The organism is Staphylococcus aureus (assembly GCF_001027105.1).
GTDB classification, from domain to species: domain Bacteria; phylum Bacillota; class Bacilli; order Staphylococcales; family Staphylococcaceae; genus Staphylococcus; species Staphylococcus aureus.
Genome location: NZ_CP011526.1, coordinates 1,457,701 through 1,480,679, shown reverse-complemented (window position 1 = coordinate 1,480,679; position 22,979 = coordinate 1,457,701). Strand labels below are relative to the sequence as shown.

The 22,979-nt window shown below is 34.1% G+C and carries 7 protein-coding genes (1 of these 7 running past the window's edge); all 7 read left to right on the top strand.

All coding sequences use genetic code 11. The features are described 5' to 3' along the window. Nucleotides 1-270: 270 nt before the first annotated feature. The gene (locus AA076_RS07300) at nucleotides 271-3,711 is read left to right on the top strand and encodes a dynamin family protein (RefSeq protein ID WP_000608521.1); all 3,441 of its coding nucleotides are present in this window, start codon (nucleotides 271-273) and stop codon (nucleotides 3,709-3,711) included. A 19-nt stretch (nucleotides 3,712-3,730) separates the two neighbouring features. Next, nucleotides 3,731-4,609, top strand: a complete 879-nt coding sequence (locus AA076_RS07295; protein ID WP_001133011.1) for a 5'-3' exonuclease — start codon at nucleotides 3,731-3,733, stop codon at nucleotides 4,607-4,609. Between the two features lie 474 nt (nucleotides 4,610-5,083). Beyond that, nucleotides 5,084-6,202, top strand: a complete 1,119-nt coding sequence (gene ald / locus AA076_RS07290) for an alanine dehydrogenase (protein ID WP_000959429.1) — start codon at nucleotides 5,084-5,086, stop codon at nucleotides 6,200-6,202. Between the two features lie 94 nt (nucleotides 6,203-6,296). After that, nucleotides 6,297-7,337, top strand: coding sequence for a bifunctional threonine ammonia-lyase/L-serine ammonia-lyase TdcB (gene tdcB, locus AA076_RS07285; RefSeq protein WP_000210828.1), 1,041 nt, complete (start codon nucleotides 6,297-6,299; stop codon nucleotides 7,335-7,337). A gap of 30 nt (nucleotides 7,338-7,367) precedes the next feature. Further along, nucleotides 7,368-8,690 carry an APC family permease gene (locus tag AA076_RS07280; RefSeq protein WP_000064778.1) on the top strand — a complete coding sequence of 441 codons (1,323 nt, stop codon included), beginning with the start codon at nucleotides 7,368-7,370 and terminating at the stop codon, nucleotides 8,688-8,690. A 156-nt stretch (nucleotides 8,691-8,846) separates the two neighbouring features. After that, nucleotides 8,847-10,238 carry a multidrug efflux MFS transporter NorB gene (norB, locus tag AA076_RS07275; protein ID WP_000414685.1) on the top strand — a complete coding sequence of 464 codons (1,392 nt, stop codon included), beginning with the start codon at nucleotides 8,847-8,849 and terminating at the stop codon, nucleotides 10,236-10,238. A gap of 397 nt (nucleotides 10,239-10,635) precedes the next feature. After that, nucleotides 10,636-22,979 carry the 5' portion of a hyperosmolarity resistance protein Ebh gene (gene ebh, locus AA076_RS07270; RefSeq protein WP_001836242.1) on the top strand. 19,531 nt of this gene lie beyond the right edge of the window, so only the first 12,344 of its 31,875 coding nucleotides appear in the window; its start codon is at nucleotides 10,636-10,638; its stop codon lies off the right edge, out of view.

Genomic DNA, 22,979 nt, shown 5'->3' with positions numbered 1-22,979 from the left:
ATTCTGTGATGTGTGTGAACAAACTGTGACAATATTTATTTTCTAGAAAAATTTAACGATGATTTGTGATTTTTAGAAAAATGAACTTTTAAGTTGGAATGTTTGAAGAAAATTGATTATTCGTATGTTTTATCAAGCAGCTATGATAAAATTTAAACATAATACAATGCGAGCCATTTAACGATCTATGTTTAAATGGACATCGATATTGTATGAATTCGTTGTAACAAGCAAGCATTTCTATGTGAACGAACCAAAGGGGAAAGTAACATGATTAATAAAGAACAATTAGATCTTTTATATAAATTAAAAAAAGAAGTTGAAAAGTCGCGAAATGAAGCACTTTTACATACAATTAACCAAGTAATTAAGAAAGTATATTTGCAGCAATATACATGTTCGTTCGTTGGACATTTTTCTGCAGGTAAATCGACACTGATAAATTTATTAATTGAACAAGATATCTTACCAAGTTCACCTGTACCAACGACAAGTAATACTGCTATTGTGTCAGTTTCAGACAATCACGATATTATTGCTAATTTGCCGAATCAAACGTATGCCAAATTATCTAATTATGATGAAGTAAGGGAAATGAATCGCCAAAATGTCGACGTTGAATCTGTAGAAATTAATTTTCAATCAGCTAAATTTGAAAATGGGTTTACGTTGCAAGATACACCAGGTGTTGATTCAAATGTTGCATCACATCAGTCAATAACAGAACAATATATGTATACAAGTAATATGATATTTTATACGGTTGACTATAACCACGTTCAATCTGAACTTAACTTTAAGTTTATGAAGCATATAAATGATGTTGGAATACCTGTTGTGTTTATCATTAATCAAATTGACAAGCATCAAGACGATGAATTGTCATTCTCTACGTTTAAATCTCGAGTTGAAAAATCAATTGCAGATTGGGGTATTAAATTAGAACGCACCTTTTATGTATCTAAATTTGATCACCCTGAAAATGAACTTGAAGTATTATCAAGTTATCTAATTTCATTAGATCAACATAGAGAGACAATAGAGGATTATACATCAAGAACGGTTGAATACATTACCGAAGCTCAGCTAGATTACATTCAGTCTGAAATTCAGGAAGTACTAGAAGATTTAGGTATCGAAGAAGCGGAGTTTGAACAAGCATTTTTAAATAGTCAACAACATCAAGCAATTAGTGAAGAGGCACAACTTTTAAATAATCCAGATGAATTAATGGCATTTTTAAAGAATAAGCGTAAAAATATTTTAGAAAATGCATACATTATGCCGCATAATATGAGAGAAATGTTACGAAGTTATTTGGAAAGTATGTCTCAAGACTTTAATGTTGGCGGATTTTTTAATAAAAAGAAGAAAAAACTACAAATTCAACAACAGCGATTATTAACAGCGACAGATGCGTTACAAGAACATGTTAATCAACAAATTCGTCAACCAATGCGAGAAGATATGTCATTTGTTACGCGTTTTATCAATAAAAAAGAAGCTTCAGATAAAGTATTAAATCAGCATTATGACGTTAAGCCAGAAATGATTGAAGGTTTATATCAACCACAAACATCAATCAGCAATACTTATGTACTTACATTTTCAGACGAAGTGGTTAAAGCCATTAAGAAATATGTTGAACAACAATCAACACCAATTTTTAAAGAAATAATAGAAAATGTGCAGGCAGATGAATTACCAACAGAAGAAAGTGATGATTTAAAAGAATATCAACGTTATACAGAATTAAATGAGCTGCGTCAGTCATTGACGACTAAGAATTATCGTCACTACTATATTCATTTAGATGAATCTCTAGATAAATTAATAGGTCGACAAGAGACAACATATCAAGTGGCTACTGATAATGCTCAGGATAATCGTGATAATCAGCAGCTAAATCAAAATACAGCTACAACAAATATGTCTATAGATATTCAAAAAGCGCTTGATATAATTTCGGATGTGCCTTTGTTCAAGCGTACAAAGCAAGATATCCACGAAACATTAACACGTATAGATAATAAATTAATAAAAATAGGTGTATTTGGAACATTTAGTGCTGGTAAAAGTAGTTTGATAAATGCATTATTAGGCGAGCATATTTTAGTCAGTTCTCCAAATCCTACTACAGCAGCTACTACAGAAATATCTTATGGAGACGAGAGTTATATAACGCTAAAATCACAATCGCAATTATTAGATGAAATTAATGCAGTAGTTGAATACCAAGATATGTCTTATTCGACTATAGAAGACTTTATTAATTCAGATTTAGAAAAGTTAAAATCACATTTAAATAAAAATCAACTCGCTTTTATTCAGGCAGTTGAAAAACATTATAAATTGTATGTCAATATGTTGGAAAATGGAGAAAAACATGCCATTAATCAACAGGAATTGAAAAAGTGGAGTGCAGAAGATGAATATGCAACATTTGTTAAGACAGTACACATTGCATTAATGCATGATTGGTTAAAAGGTAAAATAATTGTTGATTCATTAGGGCTACACTCAAATAACCAAAGGCATACAAATGAAACCGAACAAATTTTAACTTCTTCAGACTTAATATTGTATGTAAGTTATTTTAATCATTCATTTACTGATAATGACAAAGCGTTTATAGAACACATGAAAGATATGAACCAGTTGAATGAAAACCAAGCATTTAAAATGGTAATTAATGCTGCTGATTTAGCAGAAAGTCAAGATGATCTTGAAGCAGTTGAAACATATGTATCAGATGCATTAAGACAAGTACACTTACAATCAGACATTTTTGCTGTATCAAGTCGAAATGCATTGCAAGCTGAAGATAAGGGCATTGATCAATTAAAACAAAGCATACAACAATTTGTTGATGTTGAATCTAAATCAATTTTAGAACAACAAATGATTCATCAGCTTCAACAAATGGATCGTTCTTATGTAGAGATGATTACAGAATTTGAAACAAATAAAGCTGATATTTCACGTCGCCAACAAAGGTTAACAGATTATAAAGATAAACAGCGTTTACAACATCAATTAATTGATGCGACGTTACAACATACAGACAACGAAGTTGAAGAACAAGTTTATCATTTAAATGCCCGTTTAAAACTACAACTACTTGACGATGTTAAATCAGTGTTTAATTCTCAAATGACGCAAAATAGTGATTTTAATGAAGAAAAGAAAGTGTCTACGAGAGTATACTTAGATCAAATTCATCAACGATTGTTTTTAGAGCAATCTTTAATTACAGAACGTATAAAAAAATACTTTAATAAGCAACTCACTGAGCAAATTGCACCAATCGTTCAACAATTAGCAGATTTACATGTCATTATTAATCCTCAGTTTAACTTTGAATCAGCTAATATAGAGCAACCATTATTGCACATCGATTTCAACGATATGCTAAATGCATTGCCTAAACAATTAACAAAACGTAAAATTTTGAATCCAAATGGGCAAAGAGATATACATGAATCAATTTGTCAAAGTACGTTAGGATTATTACAACCACAAATGGGATTATTGAGGCAACAGCTTGAATTATATGTAAAGCAAATGGCTGTAGAAGCTGAATCGCAATTTGAAAGTTTTGAAGCTAATATTCAAACGCAAATAAACGATTTATTAGCATTTGATTTAGATACAACACTTATCAATCAATTGAAAGATAAACATCAACAACTGAAAACTATTTTATATTAAGAAAGAAGGAACGTTTTAAATGCCTAATAAAATATTACTTGTAGATGGTATGGCGCTATTATTTAGACATTTCTATGCTACAAGTCTTCATAAACAATTTATGTACAATTCACAAGGTGAACCTACAAATGGAATACAAGGATTTGTGCGTCATATCTTTTCGGCAATACATGAAATACGCCCTACACATGTAGCTGTATGTTGGGATATGGGACAATCAACTTTTAGAAATGATATGTTTGATGGTTATAAGCAAAATCGTTCTGCACCACCAGAAGAATTGATACCACAATTTGATTATGTTAAAGAAATTTCAGAGCAATTTGGCTTTGTAAATATTGGCGTTAAAAACTATGAAGCGGATGATGTTATAGGTACATTAGCACAACAATATTCAACTGATAACGATGTCTATATTATTACGGGCGACAAAGATTTACTGCAATGTATTAATGACAATGTTGAAGTTTGGCTAATTAAAAAAGGTTTTAACATTTATAATAGATATACATTACATCGTTTTAACGAAGAATATGCCCTTGAACCACAACAACTAATCGATATTAAAGCGTTTATGGGTGATACAGCAGATGGATATGCGGGTGTTAAAGGTATTGGCGAGAAAACGGCTATTAAGTTAATTCAGCAATATCAAAGCGTTGAAAATGTGGTTGAAAACATTGATGCATTATCAGCTGGGCAACGTAATAAGATTAATGACAATTTAGATGAACTATATTTATCGAAGCGACTGGCTGAAATTCACACACAAGTACCAATTGATAGTGAAGCGCTTTTTGAGAAAATGTCATTTGCAACAACGCTTAATCATATTTTATCAATTTGTAACGAACATGAATTACATGTTTCAGGAAAATATATTTCATCCCATTTTTAAAAAGTATAAGATTTTATGAAAAATTAAACCAATTAAGTATAAAAAGACTATTTCTATCGATACAAGGTAGAAATAGTCTTTTTGCGTATTTGGATATGTCAGAGTGAATAAATAAGCCGAATTTTGATAGATACATATTTGATTAATCAATAGAGTATAAAGAATTATATTTCATCCAAATAAATTACCATACACTACAAAATAGTACAGTTACAACTTTATTAATCTAAAAAACATATTTGATTAATTAGTTTTTGAGTCAATGTATTAATACAACTATAAATCAAATGGAGTATAAGAAATAAATATAGTGGTATAATTGCACATAATATTTAAGAATAAGAATAATATATTAAATATTTATTAACAAATTATAGATAAAATATGAATAATTAATTAATGGTATTTACATATTCATAACCAAAGGATAAAATAATTGTGAAATTATTCACAAATGAAAGAGGAGTGTTGCAAATGTTAGTTGCAGTAGTCAAAGAATTAAAACAAGGTGAAGGACGTGTAGCTTGCACACCCGAAAATGTGCGTAAGTTAACGGATGCAGGACATAAAGTAATTGTTGAAAAAAATGCTGGCATTGGTTCAGGATTTTCTAACGATATGTATGAAAAAGAAGGCGCTAAGATCGTAACTCACGAACAAGCATGGGAAGCTGATCTTGTTATCAAAGTAAAAGAACCTCATGAAAGCGAATATCAATATTTCAAAAAGAATCAAATTATCTGGGGATTTTTACATCTAGCATCTTCAAAAGAAATAGTAGAAAAAATGCAAGAAGTTGGTGTAACTGCGATTAGTGGTGAAACCATTATAAAAAATGGAAAAGCAGAATTATTAGCGCCAATGAGTGCTATAGCAGGTCAACGCTCAGCAATTATGGGAGCTTACTACTCTGAAGCACAACATGGTGGTCAAGGTACTTTAGTGACTGGTGTACATGAAAATGTGGATATACCTGGTAGTACATATGTGATTTTCGGTGGTGGAGTAGCAGCAACAAATGCAGCAAATGTTGCCTTGGGACTAAATGCTAAAGTAATCATTATCGAGTTAAACGATGACCGCATTAAATATCTTGAAGATATGTATGCAGAAAAAGATGTCACAGTAGTCAAATCAACACCAGAAAATTTAGCAGAACAAATTAAGAAAGCAGATGTATTTATTTCTACAATTTTAATTTCAGGTGCGAAACCGCCAAAATTGGTTACTCGTGAGATGGTTAAATCAATGAAAAAAGGTTCAGTATTAATCGATATAGCTATTGACCAAGGTGGAACTATTGAAACAATTAGACCAACTACAATTTCTGATCCAGTGTATGAAGAAGAAGGTGTGATTCATTATGGTGTACCAAATCAACCAGGAGCAGTCCCAAGAACTTCAACAATGGCATTAGCACAAGGAAATATTGATTATATATTAGAAATTTGTGACAAAGGCTTAGAACAAGCAATTAAAGATAATGAAGCCTTAAGTACTGGTGTAAACATTTACCAAGGACAAGTGACAAATCAAGGATTAGCTTCATCACATGACCTAGATTATAAAGAAATATTAAATGTTATCGAATAGATAGTAATTTAAATGAAATTGAGTGAAATGAATATTTTAAATATAGCATTATAGTTTGGACTAAAAATTTACAAAACGGAAGGATGTAATTATTATGACAACCAACACAGTTACATTACAAACAGCACATATTGTAAGTTTAGGAGATATCGAAGAAGCTAAAGCAAGCATTAAACCATTTATTCGTCGAACACCTCTAATTAAATCAATGTATTTAAGCCAAAGTATAACTAAAGGGAATGTATTTCTAAAATTAGAAAATATGCAATTCACAGGATCTTTTAAATTTAGAGGCGCTAGCAATAAAATTAATCACTTAACAGATGAACAAAAAGAAAAAGGCATTATCGCAGCATCTGCTGGGAACCATGCACAAGGTGTTGCTTTAACAGCTAAATTATTAGGCATTGATGCAACGATTGTAATGCCTGAAACAGCACCACAAGCGAAACAACAAGCAACAAAAGGCTATGGGGCAAAGGTTATTTTAAAAGGTAAAAACTTTAACGAAACTAGACTTTATATGGAAGAATTAGCGAAAGAAAATGGCATGACAATCGTTCATCCATATGACGATAAGTTTGTAATGGCAGGCCAAGGAACAATTGGTTTAGAAATTTTAGATGATATTTGGAATGTGAATACAGTCATCGTACCAGTTGGCGGTGGAGGATTAATTGCAGGTATTGCCACCGCATTAAAATCATTTAACCCTTCAATTCATATTATCGGTGTTCAATCTGAGAATGTTCATGGTATGGCTGAGTCTTTCTATAAGAGAGATTTAACTGAACATCGAGTGGATAGCACAATAGCAGATGGTTGTGATGTAAAAGTTCCTGGTGAACAAACATATGAAGTAGTTAAACATTTAGTAGATGAATTTATTCTTGTTACTGAAGAAGAAATTGAACATGCTATGAAAGATTTAATGCAGCGTGCCAAAATTATTACTGAAGGTGCAGGCGCATTACCAACAGCTGCAATTTTAAGTGGAAAAATAAACAATAAATGGCTTGAAGATAAAAATGTTGTTGCATTAGTTTCAGGCGGGAATGTTGACTTAACTAGAGTTTCAGGTGTCATTGAACATGGACTGAATATTGCAGATACAAGCAAGGGTGTGGTAGGTTAAAACATTTAATCTTAAAAATGAGGTGTAATTATGTCAAATGGTAAAGAATTACAAAAAAATATAGGTTTCTTCTCAGCGTTTGCTATTGTTATGGGGACAGTTATTGGTTCAGGAGTATTCTTTAAAATATCAAACGTAACAGAAGTAACAGGAACAGCAGGAATGGCCTTGTTTGTATGGTTCCTAGGCGGCATCATTACCATTTGTGCGGGGTTAACAGCAGCAGAACTTGCTGCTGCAATCCCTGAAACAGGTGGCTTAACGAAGTATATAGAATATACATACGGTGATTTCTGGGGCTTCCTATCAGGTTGGGCGCAATCATTTATTTATTTTCCAGCTAACGTAGCAGCATTGTCTATCGTATTTGCGACACAGCTAATTAATTTATTCCATTTATCTATAGGTTCGTTAATACCAATAGCAATCGCATCTGCGTTATCTATTGTGTTGATAAATTTCCTAGGTTCAAAAGCAGGCGGAATTTTACAATCAGTTACTTTAGTAATTAAACTGATTCCAATCATCGTTATTGTAATTTTTGGTATTTTTCAATCTGGAGATATCACTTTTTCATTAATTCCAACTACAGGTAATTCAGGAAATGGCTTCTTTACAGCAATTGGTAGTGGTTTATTAGCAACTATGTTTGCATATGATGGTTGGATTCATGTAGGAAATGTTGCGGGGGAACTTAAAAATCCTAAACGCGATTTACCTTTAGCGATTTCAGTTGGTATCGGTTGTATTATGGCTGTGTATTTATTAATTAACGCTACATTCTTATTAACGTTGCCAATAGAACTACTTGCTGGTAATTTAAATGCAGCTTCAGATACATCAAAAATATTATTTGGTGAAAATGGCGGTAAGATTATTACAATCGGTATATTAATTTCTGTTTATGGTACGATCAATGGCTATACTATGACTGGTATGCGCGTACCATATGCAATGGCTGAAAGAAAATTATTGCCATTTAGCCATTTATTCGCAAAATTAACAAAATCTGGCGCACCATGGTTTGGCGCAATTATACAACTTATAATCGCTATCATCATGATGTCAATGGGAGCATTTGATACAATTACAAATATGTTAATCTTTGTTATTTGGTTGTTCTATTGTATGTCATTTGTTGCGGTAATAATTTTAAGAAAACGTGAACCAAATATGGAACGACCATATAAAGTACCGTTATATCCGATCATACCTTTAATTGCTATTTTGGCAGGATCATTTGTATTAATTAATACACTGTTTACACAATTTATATTAGCAATCATTGGAATTCTAATAACAGCACTTGGTATACCAGTTTATTACTATAAAAAGAAACAAAAAGCAGCATAAGGTAAGATAACTAGCATTGAGAATAAATGGATGGACTACTAATAAATTTAAAGTTTTACACATTAAAATCAAAAACCATTCAATTATTCTATGGAACAGACAAATTTCTGTTATGGAATTTGTCTGTTTTTCAAAAGTATAGGGAGGCAAATAGAGATGGAAAAGCCGTCAAGAGAGGCATTTGAAGGCAATAATAAGTTGTTAATAGGAATTGTTCTAAGTGTAATAACGTTTTGGCTATTTGCACAATCATTGGTTAATGTTGTACCAATACTTGAAGATAGTTTCAATACAGATATTGGAACGGTTAATATCGCCGTTAGTATAACTGCTTTATTTTCAGGAATGTTTGTAGTAGGAGCAGGTGGTCTTGCTGATAAATATGGCAGAATTAAACTCACGAACATTGGTATTATCTTAAATATATTAGGTTCATTATTAATCATTATTTCAAATATTCCTTTATTACTTATTATAGGAAGATTAATTCAAGGACTTTCAGCAGCATGTATTATGCCTGCAACTTTGTCTATTATTAAGTCATATTACATTGGGAAAGATAGACAACGCGCTTTAAGTTATTGGTCAATTGGCTCATGGGGCGGCTCTGGTGTTTGTTCATTTTTTGGAGGTGCAGTTGCAACGCTTTTAGGTTGGCGTTGGATTTTCATCCTATCAATTATAATTTCATTAATTGCACTGTTTCTTATTAAAGGCACACCTGAAACTAAATCTAAATCGATTTCTCTAAATAAATTTGACATTAAAGGTCTGGTTCTTTTAGTCATTATGCTCCTCAGTTTAAATATTTTAATTACTAAAGGATCAGAATTAGGTGTAACCTCACTTCTTTTTATTACTTTATTAGCTATTGCAATTGGATCTTTTAGTTTATTTATAGTTCTTGAAAAGCGTGCTACAAATCCTTTAATCGATTTTAAATTATTTAAAAATAAAGCTTACACAGGTGCAACAGCTTCAAACTTTTTGTTAAATGGTGTTGCAGGAACATTAATAGTAGCCAACACATTTGTTCAAAGAGGTTTAGGATATTCTTCATTGCAAGCAGGAAGTTTATCAATCACTTATTTAGTAATGGTACTAATTATGATTCGTGTTGGTGAAAAGTTACTTCAAACACTCGGATGCAAGAAACCAATGTTAATTGGAACAGGAGTTCTTATTGTCGGAGAATGTCTCATTTCATTAACTTTCTTGCCAGAAATATTCTATGTCATTTGTTGTATTATAGGTTATTTATTCTTTGGTTTAGGACTAGGGATATATGCTACACCATCAACAGATACAGCAATTGCAAATGCACCGTTAGAAAAAGTAGGCGTTGCTGCAGGTATCTATAAAATGGCTTCTGCATTAGGTGGAGCATTTGGCGTCGCATTGAGTGGTGCAGTATATGCAATCGTATCAAATATGACAAACATTTATACAGGTGCAATGATTGCATTATGGTTAAATGCAGGTATGGGAATATTATCATTCGTTATCATTTTGTTACTTGTGCCTAAACAAAACGACACTCAATTATGATAATTGAGAATTAAATTGAAATCATACAAGTCGCTACAATATTAAACAAAAATATAAACCGATTCTTATGTGTCATTATTTTAAATGAACATAGGGATTGGTTTTTTATTACTCTTTTACGCTACTTTATTTATAATTATTATAAATTGTCACAAATTCAATTTACCTTACAATATATTTTGTGTTATTATATTCTGGAGCATAAATAAATTGTTCAACACATAGTTGTAATGTGTTTCAATACTTTTTGGATAGATTGCGAAATTGTATTGAATCGTCATCGTTTTAAATTTTTAAATGAGAATGGAATGAGCATTACAATACACAAGCAATCAAAAGTAAATACATTCACAACACAACAGAGACATAACAACAAGATAAGGAGTGAACAATAGCTGTGAATTATCGTGATAAAATTCAAAAGTTTAGTATTCGTAAATATACAGTTGGTACATTTTCAACTGTCATTGCGACATTGGTATTTTTAGGATTCAATACATCACAAGCACATGCTGCTGAAACAAATCAACCAGCAAGCGTGGTTAAACAGAAACAACAAAGTAATAATGAACAGACTGAGAATCGAGAATCTCAAGTACAAAATTCTCAAAATTCACAAAATGGTCAATCATTATCTGCTACTCATGAAAATGAGCAACCAAATATTAGTCAAGCTAATTTAGTAGATCAAAAAGTAGCGCAATCATCTACTACTAATGATGAACAACCAGCATCTCAAAATGTAAATACAAAGAAAGATTCGGCAACGGCTGCGACAACACAACCAGATAAAGAACAAAGTAAGCATAAACAAAACGAAAGTCAATCTGCTAATAAAAATGGAAACGACAATAGAGCGGCTCATGTAGAAAATCATGAAGCAAATGTAGTAACAGCTTCAGATTCATCTGATAATGGTAACGTACAACATGACCGAAATGAATTACAAGCGTTTTTTGATGCAAATTATCATGATTATCGCTTTATTGACCGTGAAAATGCAGATTCTGGCACATTTAACTATGTAAAAGGCATTTTTGATAAGATTAATACGTTATTAGGCAGTAATGATCCAATAAACAATAAAGACTTGCAACTTGCATACAAAGAATTGGAACAAGCTGTTGCTTTAATTCGTACAATGCCTCAACGTCAACAGACTAGCCGACGTTCAAATAGAATTCAAACGCGTTCGGTTGAGTCAAGAGCTGCAGAGCCTAGATCAGTATCAGACTATCAAAATGCAAATTCATCATATTATGTTGAAAATGCTAATGATGGTTCGGGCTATCCTGTTGGTACATATATCAATGCTTCTAGTAAAGGGGCGCCATATAATTTACCAACTACACCATGGAATACATTGAAGGCCTCTGACTCAAAGGAAATTGCTCTTATGACAGCGAAACAAACTGGAGACGGGTACCAATGGGTTATTAAGTTTAATAAAGGACATGCTCCACATCAAAATATGATCTTTTGGTTTGCATTACCAGCAGACCAAGTGCCAGTAGGAAGAACTGACTTTGTAACAGTTAATTCAGATGGAACAAATGTACAATGGAGTCATGGAGCAGGAGCAGGTGCAAATAAACCACTTCAACAAATGTGGGAATATGGAGTAAATGATCCTCATCGTTCACATGACTTTAAAATAAGAAATAGAAGTGGCCAAGTAATATATGACTGGCCAACTGTCCATATTTATTCTTTAGAAGATTTATCTAGAGCGAGTGATTATTTTAGTGAAGCTGGAGCGACACCTGCTACTAAAGCTTTTGGTAGACAAAATTTTGAATATATTAATGGTCAAAAACCTGCTGAATCACCGGGTGTTCCTAAAGTTTATACTTTCATCGGTCAAGGTGATGCAAGTTATACAATTTCATTTAAAACACAAGGTCCAACTGTTAATAAATTGTACTATGCAGCAGGTGGGCGTGCTTTAGAGTACAATCAATTATTTATGTACAGTCAACTATACGTCGAATCAACGCAAGACCATCAACAACGTCTTAATGGTTTAAGACAAGTGGTTAATCGTACATATCGCATAGGTACAACTAAACGTGTAGAAGTGAGTCAAGGAAATGTACAAACGAAAAAGGTATTAGAAAGTACAAACCTAAATATAGATGATTTTGTTGATGATCCTTTAAGTTATGTTAAGACGCCGAGTAATAAAGTGTTAGGATTTTATTCGAATAATGCAAATACTAATGCTTTTAGACCGGGTGGAGCCCAACAATTAAATGAATATCAATTAAGTCAATTATTTACTGATCAAAAATTACAAGAAGCAGCAAGAACTAGAAACCCAATAAGATTAATGATTGGTTTCGACTATCCTGATGCTTATGGTAATAGTGAAACTTTAGTTCCTGTTAACTTAACGGTATTACCTGAAATCCAACATAATATTAAATTCTTTAAAAATGACGATACTCAAAATATTGCTGAAAAACCATTTTCAAAACAAGCTGGGCATCCAGTTTTCTATGTATATGCAGGTAACCAAGGGAATGCTTCCGTGAATTTAGGTGGTAGCGTAACATCTATTCAACCATTACGTATTAATTTAACAAGTAATGAGAATTTTACAGATAAAGATTGGCAAATTACAGGTATTCCGCGTACATTACACATTGAAAACTCGACAAATAGACCTAATAATGCCAGAGAACGCAATATTGAACTTGTTGGTAACTTATTACCAGGGGATTACTTTGGAACGATACGTTTTGGACGTAAAGAACAATTATTCGAAATTCGTGTTAAACCACATACACCAACAATTACAACGACAGCTGAGCAATTAAGAGGTACAGCATTACAAAAAGTGCCTGTTAATATTTCGGGAATACCGTTGGATCCATCGGCATTGGTTTATTTAGTTGCACCAACAAATCAAACTACGAATGGTGGTAGTGAGGCAGATCAAATACCATCTGGTTATACGATACTTGCGACTGGTACACCTGATGGGGTGCATAATACAATTACTATACGACCGCAAGATTATGTTGTATTCATACCACCTGTAGGTAAACAAATTAGAGCAGTAGTTTATTATAATAAAGTAGTTGCATCTAATATGAGTAATGCTGTTACTATTTTGCCAGATGACATTCCACCAACAATCAATAATCCTGTTGGAATAAATGCCAAATACTATCGAGGCGACGAAGTCAACTTTACAATGGGTGTCTCTGATAGACATTCTGGTATAAAAAATACAACTATTACGACATTGCCGAATGGTTGGACATCAAATTTAACAAAAGCGGATAAGAATAATGGCTCATTATCTATTACAGGTAGAGTGAGTATGAATCAGGCATTTAACAGTGATATTACATTTAAAGTGTCAGCGACAGACAATGTCAATAATACGACAAATGATAGTCAATCTAAACATGTTTCAATTCATGTAGGTAAAATTAGTGAAGATGCTCATCCGATTGTATTAGGAAATACTGAGAAAGTTGTAGTAGTCAATCCGACTGCTGTATCTAATGATGAAAAGCAAAGCATAATTACTGCCTTTATGAATAAAAACCAAAATATAAGAGGATATTTAGCATCAACTGATCCAGTAACTGTCGATAATAATGGTAATGTCACATTACATTACCGTGATGGCTCATCGACAACGCTTGATGCTACAAATGTGATGACATACGAACCAGTTGTGAAACCTGAATACCAAACTGTCAATGCTGCTAAAACAGCAACGGTAACGATTGCTAAAGGACAATCATTTAGTATTGGTGATATTAAACAATATTTTACTTTAAGTAATGGACAACCTATTCCAAGTGGCACATTTACAAATATTACATCTGATAGAACTATTCCAACTGCACAAGAAGTTAGTCAAATGAACGCAGGCACGCAGTTATACCATATAACTGCTACAAATGCGTATCATAAAGATAGTGAAGACTTCTATATTAGTTTGAAAATCATCGATGTGAAACAACCAGAAGGCGATCAACGTGTATATCGTACATCAACATATGATTTAACTACTGATGAAATCTCAAAAGTAAAACAAGCATTTATTAATGCAAATAGAGATGTAATTACGCTTGCCGAAGGTGATATTTCAGTTACAAATACACCTAATGGTGCTAATGTAAGTACTATTACAGTAAATATTAATAAAGGTCGATTAACGAAATCATTCGCGTCAAACCTAGCTAATATGAATTTCTTGCGTTGGGTTAATTTCCCACAAGATTATACAGTGACATGGACGAATGCAAAAATTGCAAACAGACCAACAGATGGTGGTTTATCATGGTCTGATGACCATAAATCTTTAATTTATCGTTATGATGCTACATTAGGTACTCAAATTACGACGAATGATATTTTAACAATGTTAAAAGCAACAACTACAGTGCCTGGATTGCGAAATAACATTACTGGTAATGAAAAATCACAAGCAGAAGCTGGCGGAAGACCTAACTTTAGAACGACTGGTTATTCACAATCAAATGCGACAACTGATGGTCAACGTCAATTTACGTTGAATGGTCAAGTGATTCAAGTGTTAGACATCATCAACCCTTCAAACGGTTATGGTGGGCAACCTGTTACAAATTCAAATACTCGTGCAAACCATAGTAACTCAACTGTTGTTAACGTAAACGAACCGGCAGCTAATGGTGCTGGCGCATTTACAATTGACCACGTTGTAAAAAGTAATTCTACACATAATGCAAGTGATGCAGTTTATAAAGCACAGTTATACTTAACGCCATATGGTCCAAAACAATATGTTGAACATTTAAATCAAAATACAGGAAATACTACTGACGCTATTAACATTTATTTTGTACCAAGTGACTTAGTGAATCCAACAATTTCAGTAGGTAATTACACTAATCATCAAGTGTTCTCAGGTGAAACATTTACAAATACTATTACAGCGAATGATAACTTTGGTGTGCAATCTGTAACTGTACCAAATACATCACAAATTACAGGTACTGTTGATAATAACCATCAACATGTTTCTGCAACGGCACCAAATGTGACATCAGCAACTAATAAGACAATCAATTTATTAGCAACTGATACAAGCGGCAATACAGCTACAACTTCGTTCAATGTAACAGTGAAACCTTTGCGTGATAAATATCGAGTTGGTACTTCATCAACGGCTGCTAATCCTGTGAGAATTGCCAATATTTCGAATAATGCGACAGTATCACAAGCTGATCAAACGACAATTATTAATTCGTTAACGTTTACTGAAACAGTACCAAATAGAAGTTATGCAAGAGCAAGTGCGAATGAAATCACTAGTAAAACAGTTAGTAATGTCAATCGTACTGGAAATAATGCCAATGTCACAGTAACTGTTACTTATCAAGATGGAACAACATCAACAGTGACTGTACCTGTAAAGCATGTCATTCCAGAAATCGTTGCACATTCGCATTACACTGTACAAGGCCAAGACTTCCCAGCAGGTAATGGTTCTAGTGCATCAGATTACTTTAAGTTATCTAATGGTAGTGACATTGCAGATGCAACTATTACATGGGTAAGTGGACAAGCGCCAAATAAAGATAATACACGTATTGGTGAAGATATAACTGTAACTGCACATATCTTAATTGATGGCGAAACAACGCCGATTACGAAAACAGCAACATATAAAGTAGTAAGAACTGTACCGAAACATGTCTTTGAAACAGCCAGAGGTGTTTTATACCCAGGTGTTTCAGATATGTATGATGCGAAACAATATGTTAAGCCAGTAAATAATTCTTGGTCGACAAATGCGCAACATATGAATTTCCAATTTGTTGGAACATATGGTCCTAACAAAGATGTTGTAGGCATATCTACTCGTCTTATTAGAGTGACATATGATAATAGACAAACAGAAGATTTAACTATTTTATCTAAAGTTAAACCTGACCCACCTAGAATTGACGCAAACTCTGTGACATATAAAGCAGGTCTTACAAACCAAGAAATTAAAGTTAATAACGTATTAAATAACTCGTCAGTAAAATTATTTAAAGCAGATAATACACCATTAAATGTCACAAATATTACTCATGGTAGCGGTTTTAGTTCGGTTGTGACAGTAAGTGACGCGTTACCAAATGGCGGAATTAAAGCAAAATCTTCAATTTCAATGAACAATGTGACGTATACGACGCAAGACGAACATGGTCAAGTTGTTACAGTAACAAGAAATGAATCTGTTGATTCAAATGACAGTGCAACAGTAACAGTGACACCACAATTACAAGCAACTACTGAAGGCGCTGTATTTATTAAAGGTGGCGACGGTTTTGATTTCGGACACGTAGAAAGATTTATTCAAAACCCGCCACATGGGGCAACGGTTGCATGGCATGATAGTCCAGATACATGGAAGAATACAGTCGGTAACACTCATAAAACTGCGGTTGTAACATTACCTAATGGTCAAGGTACGCGTAATGTTGAAGTTCCAGTCAAAGTTTATCCAGTTGCTAATGCAAAGGCGCCATCACGTGATGTGAAAGGTCAAAATTTGACTAATGGAACGGATGCGATGAACTACATTACATTTGATCCAAATACAAACACAAATGGTATCACTGCAGCATGGGCAAATAGACAACAACCAAATAACCAACAAGCAGGCGTGCAACATTTAAATGTCGATGTCACATATCCAGGTATTTCAGCTGCTAAACGAGTTCCTGTTACTGTTAATGTATATCAATTTGAATTCCCTCAAACTACTTATACGACAACGGTTGGAGGCACTTTAGCAAGTGGTACGCAAGCATCAGGATATGCACATATGCAAAATGCTACTGGTTTACCAACAGATGGATTTACGTATAAATGGAATCGTGATACTACAGGTACAAATGACGCAAACTGGTCAGCTATGAATAAACCGAATGTGGCTAAAGTCGTTAACGCAAAATATGACGTCATCTATAACGGACATACTTTTGCAACATCTTTACCAGCGAAATTTGTAGTAAAAGATGTGCAACCAGCGAAACCAACTGTGACTGAAACAGCGGCAGGAGCGATTACAATTGCACCTGGAGCAAACCAAACAGTGAATACACATGCCGGTAACGTAACGACATACGCTGATAAATTAGTTATTAAACGTAATGGTAACGTTGTGACGACATTTACACGTCGCAATAATACGAGTCCATGGGTGAAAGAAGCATCTGCAGCAACTGTAGCAGGTATTGCTGGAACTAATAATGGTATTACTGTTGCAGCAGGTACTTTCAACCCTGCTGATACAATTCAAGTTGTTGCAACGCAAGGAAGCGGAGAGACAGTGAGTGATGAGCAACGTAGTGATGATTTCACAGTTGTCGCACCACAACCGAACCAAGCGACTACTAAGATTTGGCAAAATGGTCATATTGATATCACGCCTAATAATCCATCAGGACATTTAATTAATCCAACTCAAGCAATGGATATTGCTTACACTGAAAAAGTGGGTAATGGTGCAGAACATAGTAAGACAATTAATGTTGTTCGTGGTCAAAATAATCAATGGACAATTGCGAATAAGCCTGACTATGTAACGTTAGATGCACAAACTGGTAAAGTGACGTTCAATGCCAATACTATAAAACCAAATTCATCAATCACAATTACTCCGAAAGCAGGTACAGGTCACTCAGTAAGTAGTAATCCAAGTACATTAACTGCACCGGCAGCTCATACTGTCAACACAACTGAAATTGTGAAAGATTATGGTTCAAATGTAACAGCAGCTGAAATTAACAATGCAGTTCAAGTTGCTAATAAACGTACTGCAACGATTAAAAATGGCACAGCAATGCCTACTAATTTAGCTGGTGGTAGCACAACGACGATTCCTGTGACAGTAACTTACAATGATGGTAGTACTGAAGAAGTACAAGAGTCCATTTTCACAAAAGCGGATAAACGTGAGTTAATCACAGCTAAAAATCATTTAGATGATCCAGTAAGCACTGAAGGTAAAAAGCCAGGTACAATTACGCAGTACAATAATGCAATGCATAATGCGCAACAACAAATCAATACTGCGAAAACAGAAGCACAACAAGTGATTAATAATGAGCGTGCAACACCACAACAAGTTTCTGACGCACTAACTAAAGTTCGTGCAGCACAAACTAAGATTGATCAAGCTAAAGCATTACTTCAAAATAAAGAAGATAATAGCCAATTAGTAACGTCTAAAAATAACTTACAAAGTTCTGTGAACCAAGTACCATCAACTGCTGGTATGACGCAACAAAGTATTGATAACTATAATGCGAAGAAGCGTGAAGCAGAAACTGAAATAACTGCAGCTCAACGTGTTATTGACAATGGCGATGCAACTGCACAACAAATTTCAGATGAAAAACATCGTGTCGATAACGCATTAACAGCATTAAACCAAGCGAAACATGATTTAACTGCAGATACACATGCCTTAGAGCAAGCAGTGCAACAATTGAATCGCACAGGTACAACGACTGGTAAGAAGCCGGCAAGTATTACTGCTTACAATAATTCGATTCGTGCACTTCAAAGTGACTTAACAAGTGCTAAAAATAGCGCTAATGCTATTATTCAAAAGCCAATAAGAACAGTACAAGAAGTGCAATCTGCGTTAACAAATGTAAATCGTGTCAATGAGCGATTAACGCAAGCAATTAATCAATTAGTACCTTTAGCTGATAATAGTGCTTTAAAAACTGCTAAGACGAAACTTGATGAAGAAATCAATAAATCAGTAACTACTGATGGTATGACACAATCATCAATCCAAGCATATGAAAATGCTAAACGTGCGGGTCAAACAGAATCAACAAATGCACAAAATGTTATTAACAATGGTGATGCGACTGACCAACAAATTGCCGCAGAAAAAACAAAAGTAGAAGAAAAATATAATAGCTTAAAACAAGCAATTGCTGGATTAACTCCAGACTTGGCACCATTACAAACTGCAAAAACTCAGTTGCAAAATGATATTGATCAGCCAACGAGTACGACTGGTATGACAAGCGCATCTATTGCAGCATTTAATGAAAAACTTTCAGCAGCTAGAACTAAAATTCAAGAAATTGATCGTGTATTAGCCTCACATCCAGATGTTGCGACAATACGTCAAAACGTGACAGCAGCGAATGCCGCTAAATCAGCACTTGATCAAGCACGTAATGGCTTAACAGTCGATAAAGCGCCTTTAGAAAATGCGAAAAATCAACTACAACATAGTATTGACACGCAAACAAGTACAACTGGTATGACACAAGACTCTATAAATGCATACAATGCGAAGTTAACAGCTGCACGTAATAAGATTCAACAAATCAATCAAGTATTAGCAGGTTCACCGACTGTAGAACAAATTAATACAAATACGTCTACAGCAAATCAAGCTAAATCTGATTTAGATCATGCACGTCAAGCTTTAACACCAGATAAAGCGCCGCTTCAAACTGCGAAAACGCAATTAGAACAAAGCATTAATCAACCAACGGATACAACAGGTATGACGACCGCTTCGTTAAATGCGTACAACCAAAAATTACAAGCAGCGCGTCAAAAGTTAACTGAAATTAATCAAGTGTTGAATGGCAACCCAACTGTCCAAAATATCAATGATAAAGTGACAGAGGCAAACCAAGCTAAGGATCAATTAAATACAGCACGTCAAGGTTTAACATTAGATAGACAGCCAGCGTTAACAACATTACATGGTGCATCTAACTTAAACCAAGCACAACAAAATAATTTCACGCAACAAATTAATGCTGCTCAAAATCATGCTGCGCTTGAAACAATTAAGTCTAACATTACGGCTTTAAATACTGCGATGACGAAATTAAAAGACAGTGTTGCGGATAATAATACAATTAAATCAGATCAAAATTACACTGACGCAACACCAGCTAATAAACAAGCGTATGATAATGCAGTTAATGCGGCTAAAGGTGTCATTGGAGAAACGACTAATCCAACGATGGATGTTAACACAGTGAACCAAAAAGCAGCATCTGTTAAATCGACGAAAGATGCTTTAGATGGTCAACAAAACTTACAACGTGCGAAAACAGAAGCAACAAATGCGATTACGCATGCAAGTGATTTAAACCAAGCACAAAAGAATGCATTAACACAACAAGTGAATAGTGCACAAAACGTGCAAGCAGTAAATGATATTAAACAAACGACTCAAAGCTTAAATACTGCTATGACAGGTTTAAAACGTGGCGTTGCTAATCATAACCAAGTCGTACAAAGTGATAATTATGTCAACGCAGATACTAATAAGAAAAATGATTACAACAATGCATACAACCATGCGAATGACATTATTAATGGTAATGCACAACATCCAGTTATAACACCAAGTGATGTTAACAATGCTTTATCAAATGTCACAAGTAAAGAACATGCATTGAATGGTGAAGCTAAGTTAAATGCTGCGAAACAAGAAGCGAATACTGCATTAGGTCATTTAAACAATTTAAATAATGCACAACGTCAAAACTTACAATCGCAAATTAATGGTGCGCATCAAATTGATGCAGTTAATACAATTAAGCAAAATGCAACAAACTTGAATAGTGCAATGGGTAACTTAAGACAAGCTGTTGCAGATAAAGATCAAGTGAAACGTACAGAAGATTATGCGGATGCAGATACAGCTAAACAAAATGCATATAACAGTGCAGTTTCAAGTGCCGAAACAATCATTAATCAAACAACAAATCCAACGATGTCTGTTGATGATGTTAATCGTGCAACTTCAGCTGTTACTTCTAATAAAAATGCATTAAATGGTTATGAAAAATTAGCACAATCTAAAACAGATGCTGCAAGAGCAATTGATGCATTACCACATTTAAATAATGCACAAAAAGCAGATGTTAAATCTAAAATTAATGCTGCATCAAATATTGCTGGCGTAAATACTGTTAAACAACAAGGTACAGATTTAAATACAGCGATGGGTAACTTGCAAGGTGCAATCAATGATGAACAAACGACGCTTAATAGTCAAAACTATCAAGATGCGACACCTAGTAAGAAAACAGCATACACAAATGCGGTACAAGCTGCGAAAGATATTTTAAATAAATCAAATGGTCAAAATAAAACGAAAGATCAAGTTACTGAAGCGATGAATCAAGTGAATTCTGCTAAAAATAACTTAGATGGTACGCGTTTATTAGATCAAGCGAAGCAAACAGCAAAACAGCAGTTAAATAATATGACGCATTTAACAACTGCACAAAAAACGAATTTAACAAACCAAATTAATAGTGGTACTACTGTCGCTGGTGTTCAAACGGTTCAATCAAATGCCAATACATTAGATCAAGCCATGAATACGTTAAGACAAAGTATTGCCAACAAAGATGCGACTAAAGCAAGTGAAGATTACGTAGATGCTAATAATGATAAGCAAACAGCATATAACAACGCAGTAGCTGCTGCTGAAACGATTATTAATGCTAATAGTAATCCAGAAATGAATCCAAGTACGATTACACAAAAAGCAGAGCAAGTGAATAGTTCTAAAACGGCACTTAACGGTGATGAAAACTTAGCTGCTGCAAAACAAAATGCGAAAACGTACTTAAACACATTGACAAGTATTACAGATGCTCAAAAGAACAATTTGATTAGTCAAATTACTAGTGCGACAAGAGTGAGTGGTGTTGATACTGTAAAACAAAATGCGCAACATCTAGACCAAGCTATGGCTAGCTTACAGAATGGTATTAACAACGAATCTCAAGTGAAATCATCTGAGAAATATCGTGATGCTGATACAAATAAACAACAAGAGTATGATAATGCTATTACTGCAGCGAAAGCGATTTTAAATAAATCGACAGGTCCAAACACTGCGCAAAATGCAGTTGAAGCAGCATTACAACGTGTTAATAATGCGAAAGATGCATTGAATGGTGATGCAAAATTAATTGCAGCTCAAAACGCAGCGAAACAACATTTAGGTACTTTAACGCATATCACTACAGCTCAACGTAATGATTTAACAAATCAAATTTCACAAGCTACAAACTTAGCTGGTGTTGAATCTGTTAAACAAAATGCGAATAGTTTAGATGGTGCTATGGGTAACTTACAAACGGCTATCAACGATAAGTCAGGAACATTAGCGAGCCAAAACTTCTTGGATGCTGATGAGCAAAAACGTAATGCATACAATCAAGCTGTATCAGCAGCCGAAACCATTTTAAATAAACAAACTGGACCGAATACAGCGAAAACAGCAGTCGAACAAGCACTTAATAATGTTAATAATGCGAAACATGCATTAAATGGTACGCAAAACTTAAACAATGCGAAACAAGCAGCGATTACAGCAATCAATGGCGCATCTGATTTAAATCAAAAACAAAAAGATGCATTAAAAGCACAAGCTAATGGTGCTCAACGCGTATCTAATGCACAAGATGTACAGCACAATGCGACTGAACTGAACACGGCAATGGGCACATTAAAACATGCCATCGCAGATAAGACGAATACGTTAGCAAGCAGTAAATATGTTAATGCCGATAGCACTAAACAAAATGCTTACACAACTAAAGTTACCAATGCTGAACATATTATTAGCGGTACGCCAACGGTTGTTACGACACCTTCAGAAGTAACAGCTGCAGCTAATCAAGTAAACAGCGCGAAACAAGAATTAAATGGTGACGAAAGATTACGTGAAGC

Excerpts from the sequence above, each read along its gene's own strand:
- norB (WP_000414685.1), top strand. The coding sequence starts at position 8,847 with ATGGAAAAGCCGTCAAGAGAGGCATTTGAAGGCAATAATAAGTTGTTA.
- AA076_RS07295 (WP_001133011.1), top strand. The coding sequence starts at position 3,731 with ATGCCTAATAAAATATTACTTGTAGATGGTATGGCGCTATTATTTAGA.
- AA076_RS07300 (WP_000608521.1), top strand. The coding sequence starts at position 271 with ATGATTAATAAAGAACAATTAGATCTTTTATATAAATTAAAAAAAGAA.
- ald (WP_000959429.1), top strand. The coding sequence starts at position 5,084 with ATGTTAGTTGCAGTAGTCAAAGAATTAAAACAAGGTGAAGGACGTGTA.
- AA076_RS07280 (WP_000064778.1), top strand. The coding sequence starts at position 7,368 with ATGTCAAATGGTAAAGAATTACAAAAAAATATAGGTTTCTTCTCAGCG.
- tdcB (WP_000210828.1), top strand. The coding sequence starts at position 6,297 with ATGACAACCAACACAGTTACATTACAAACAGCACATATTGTAAGTTTA.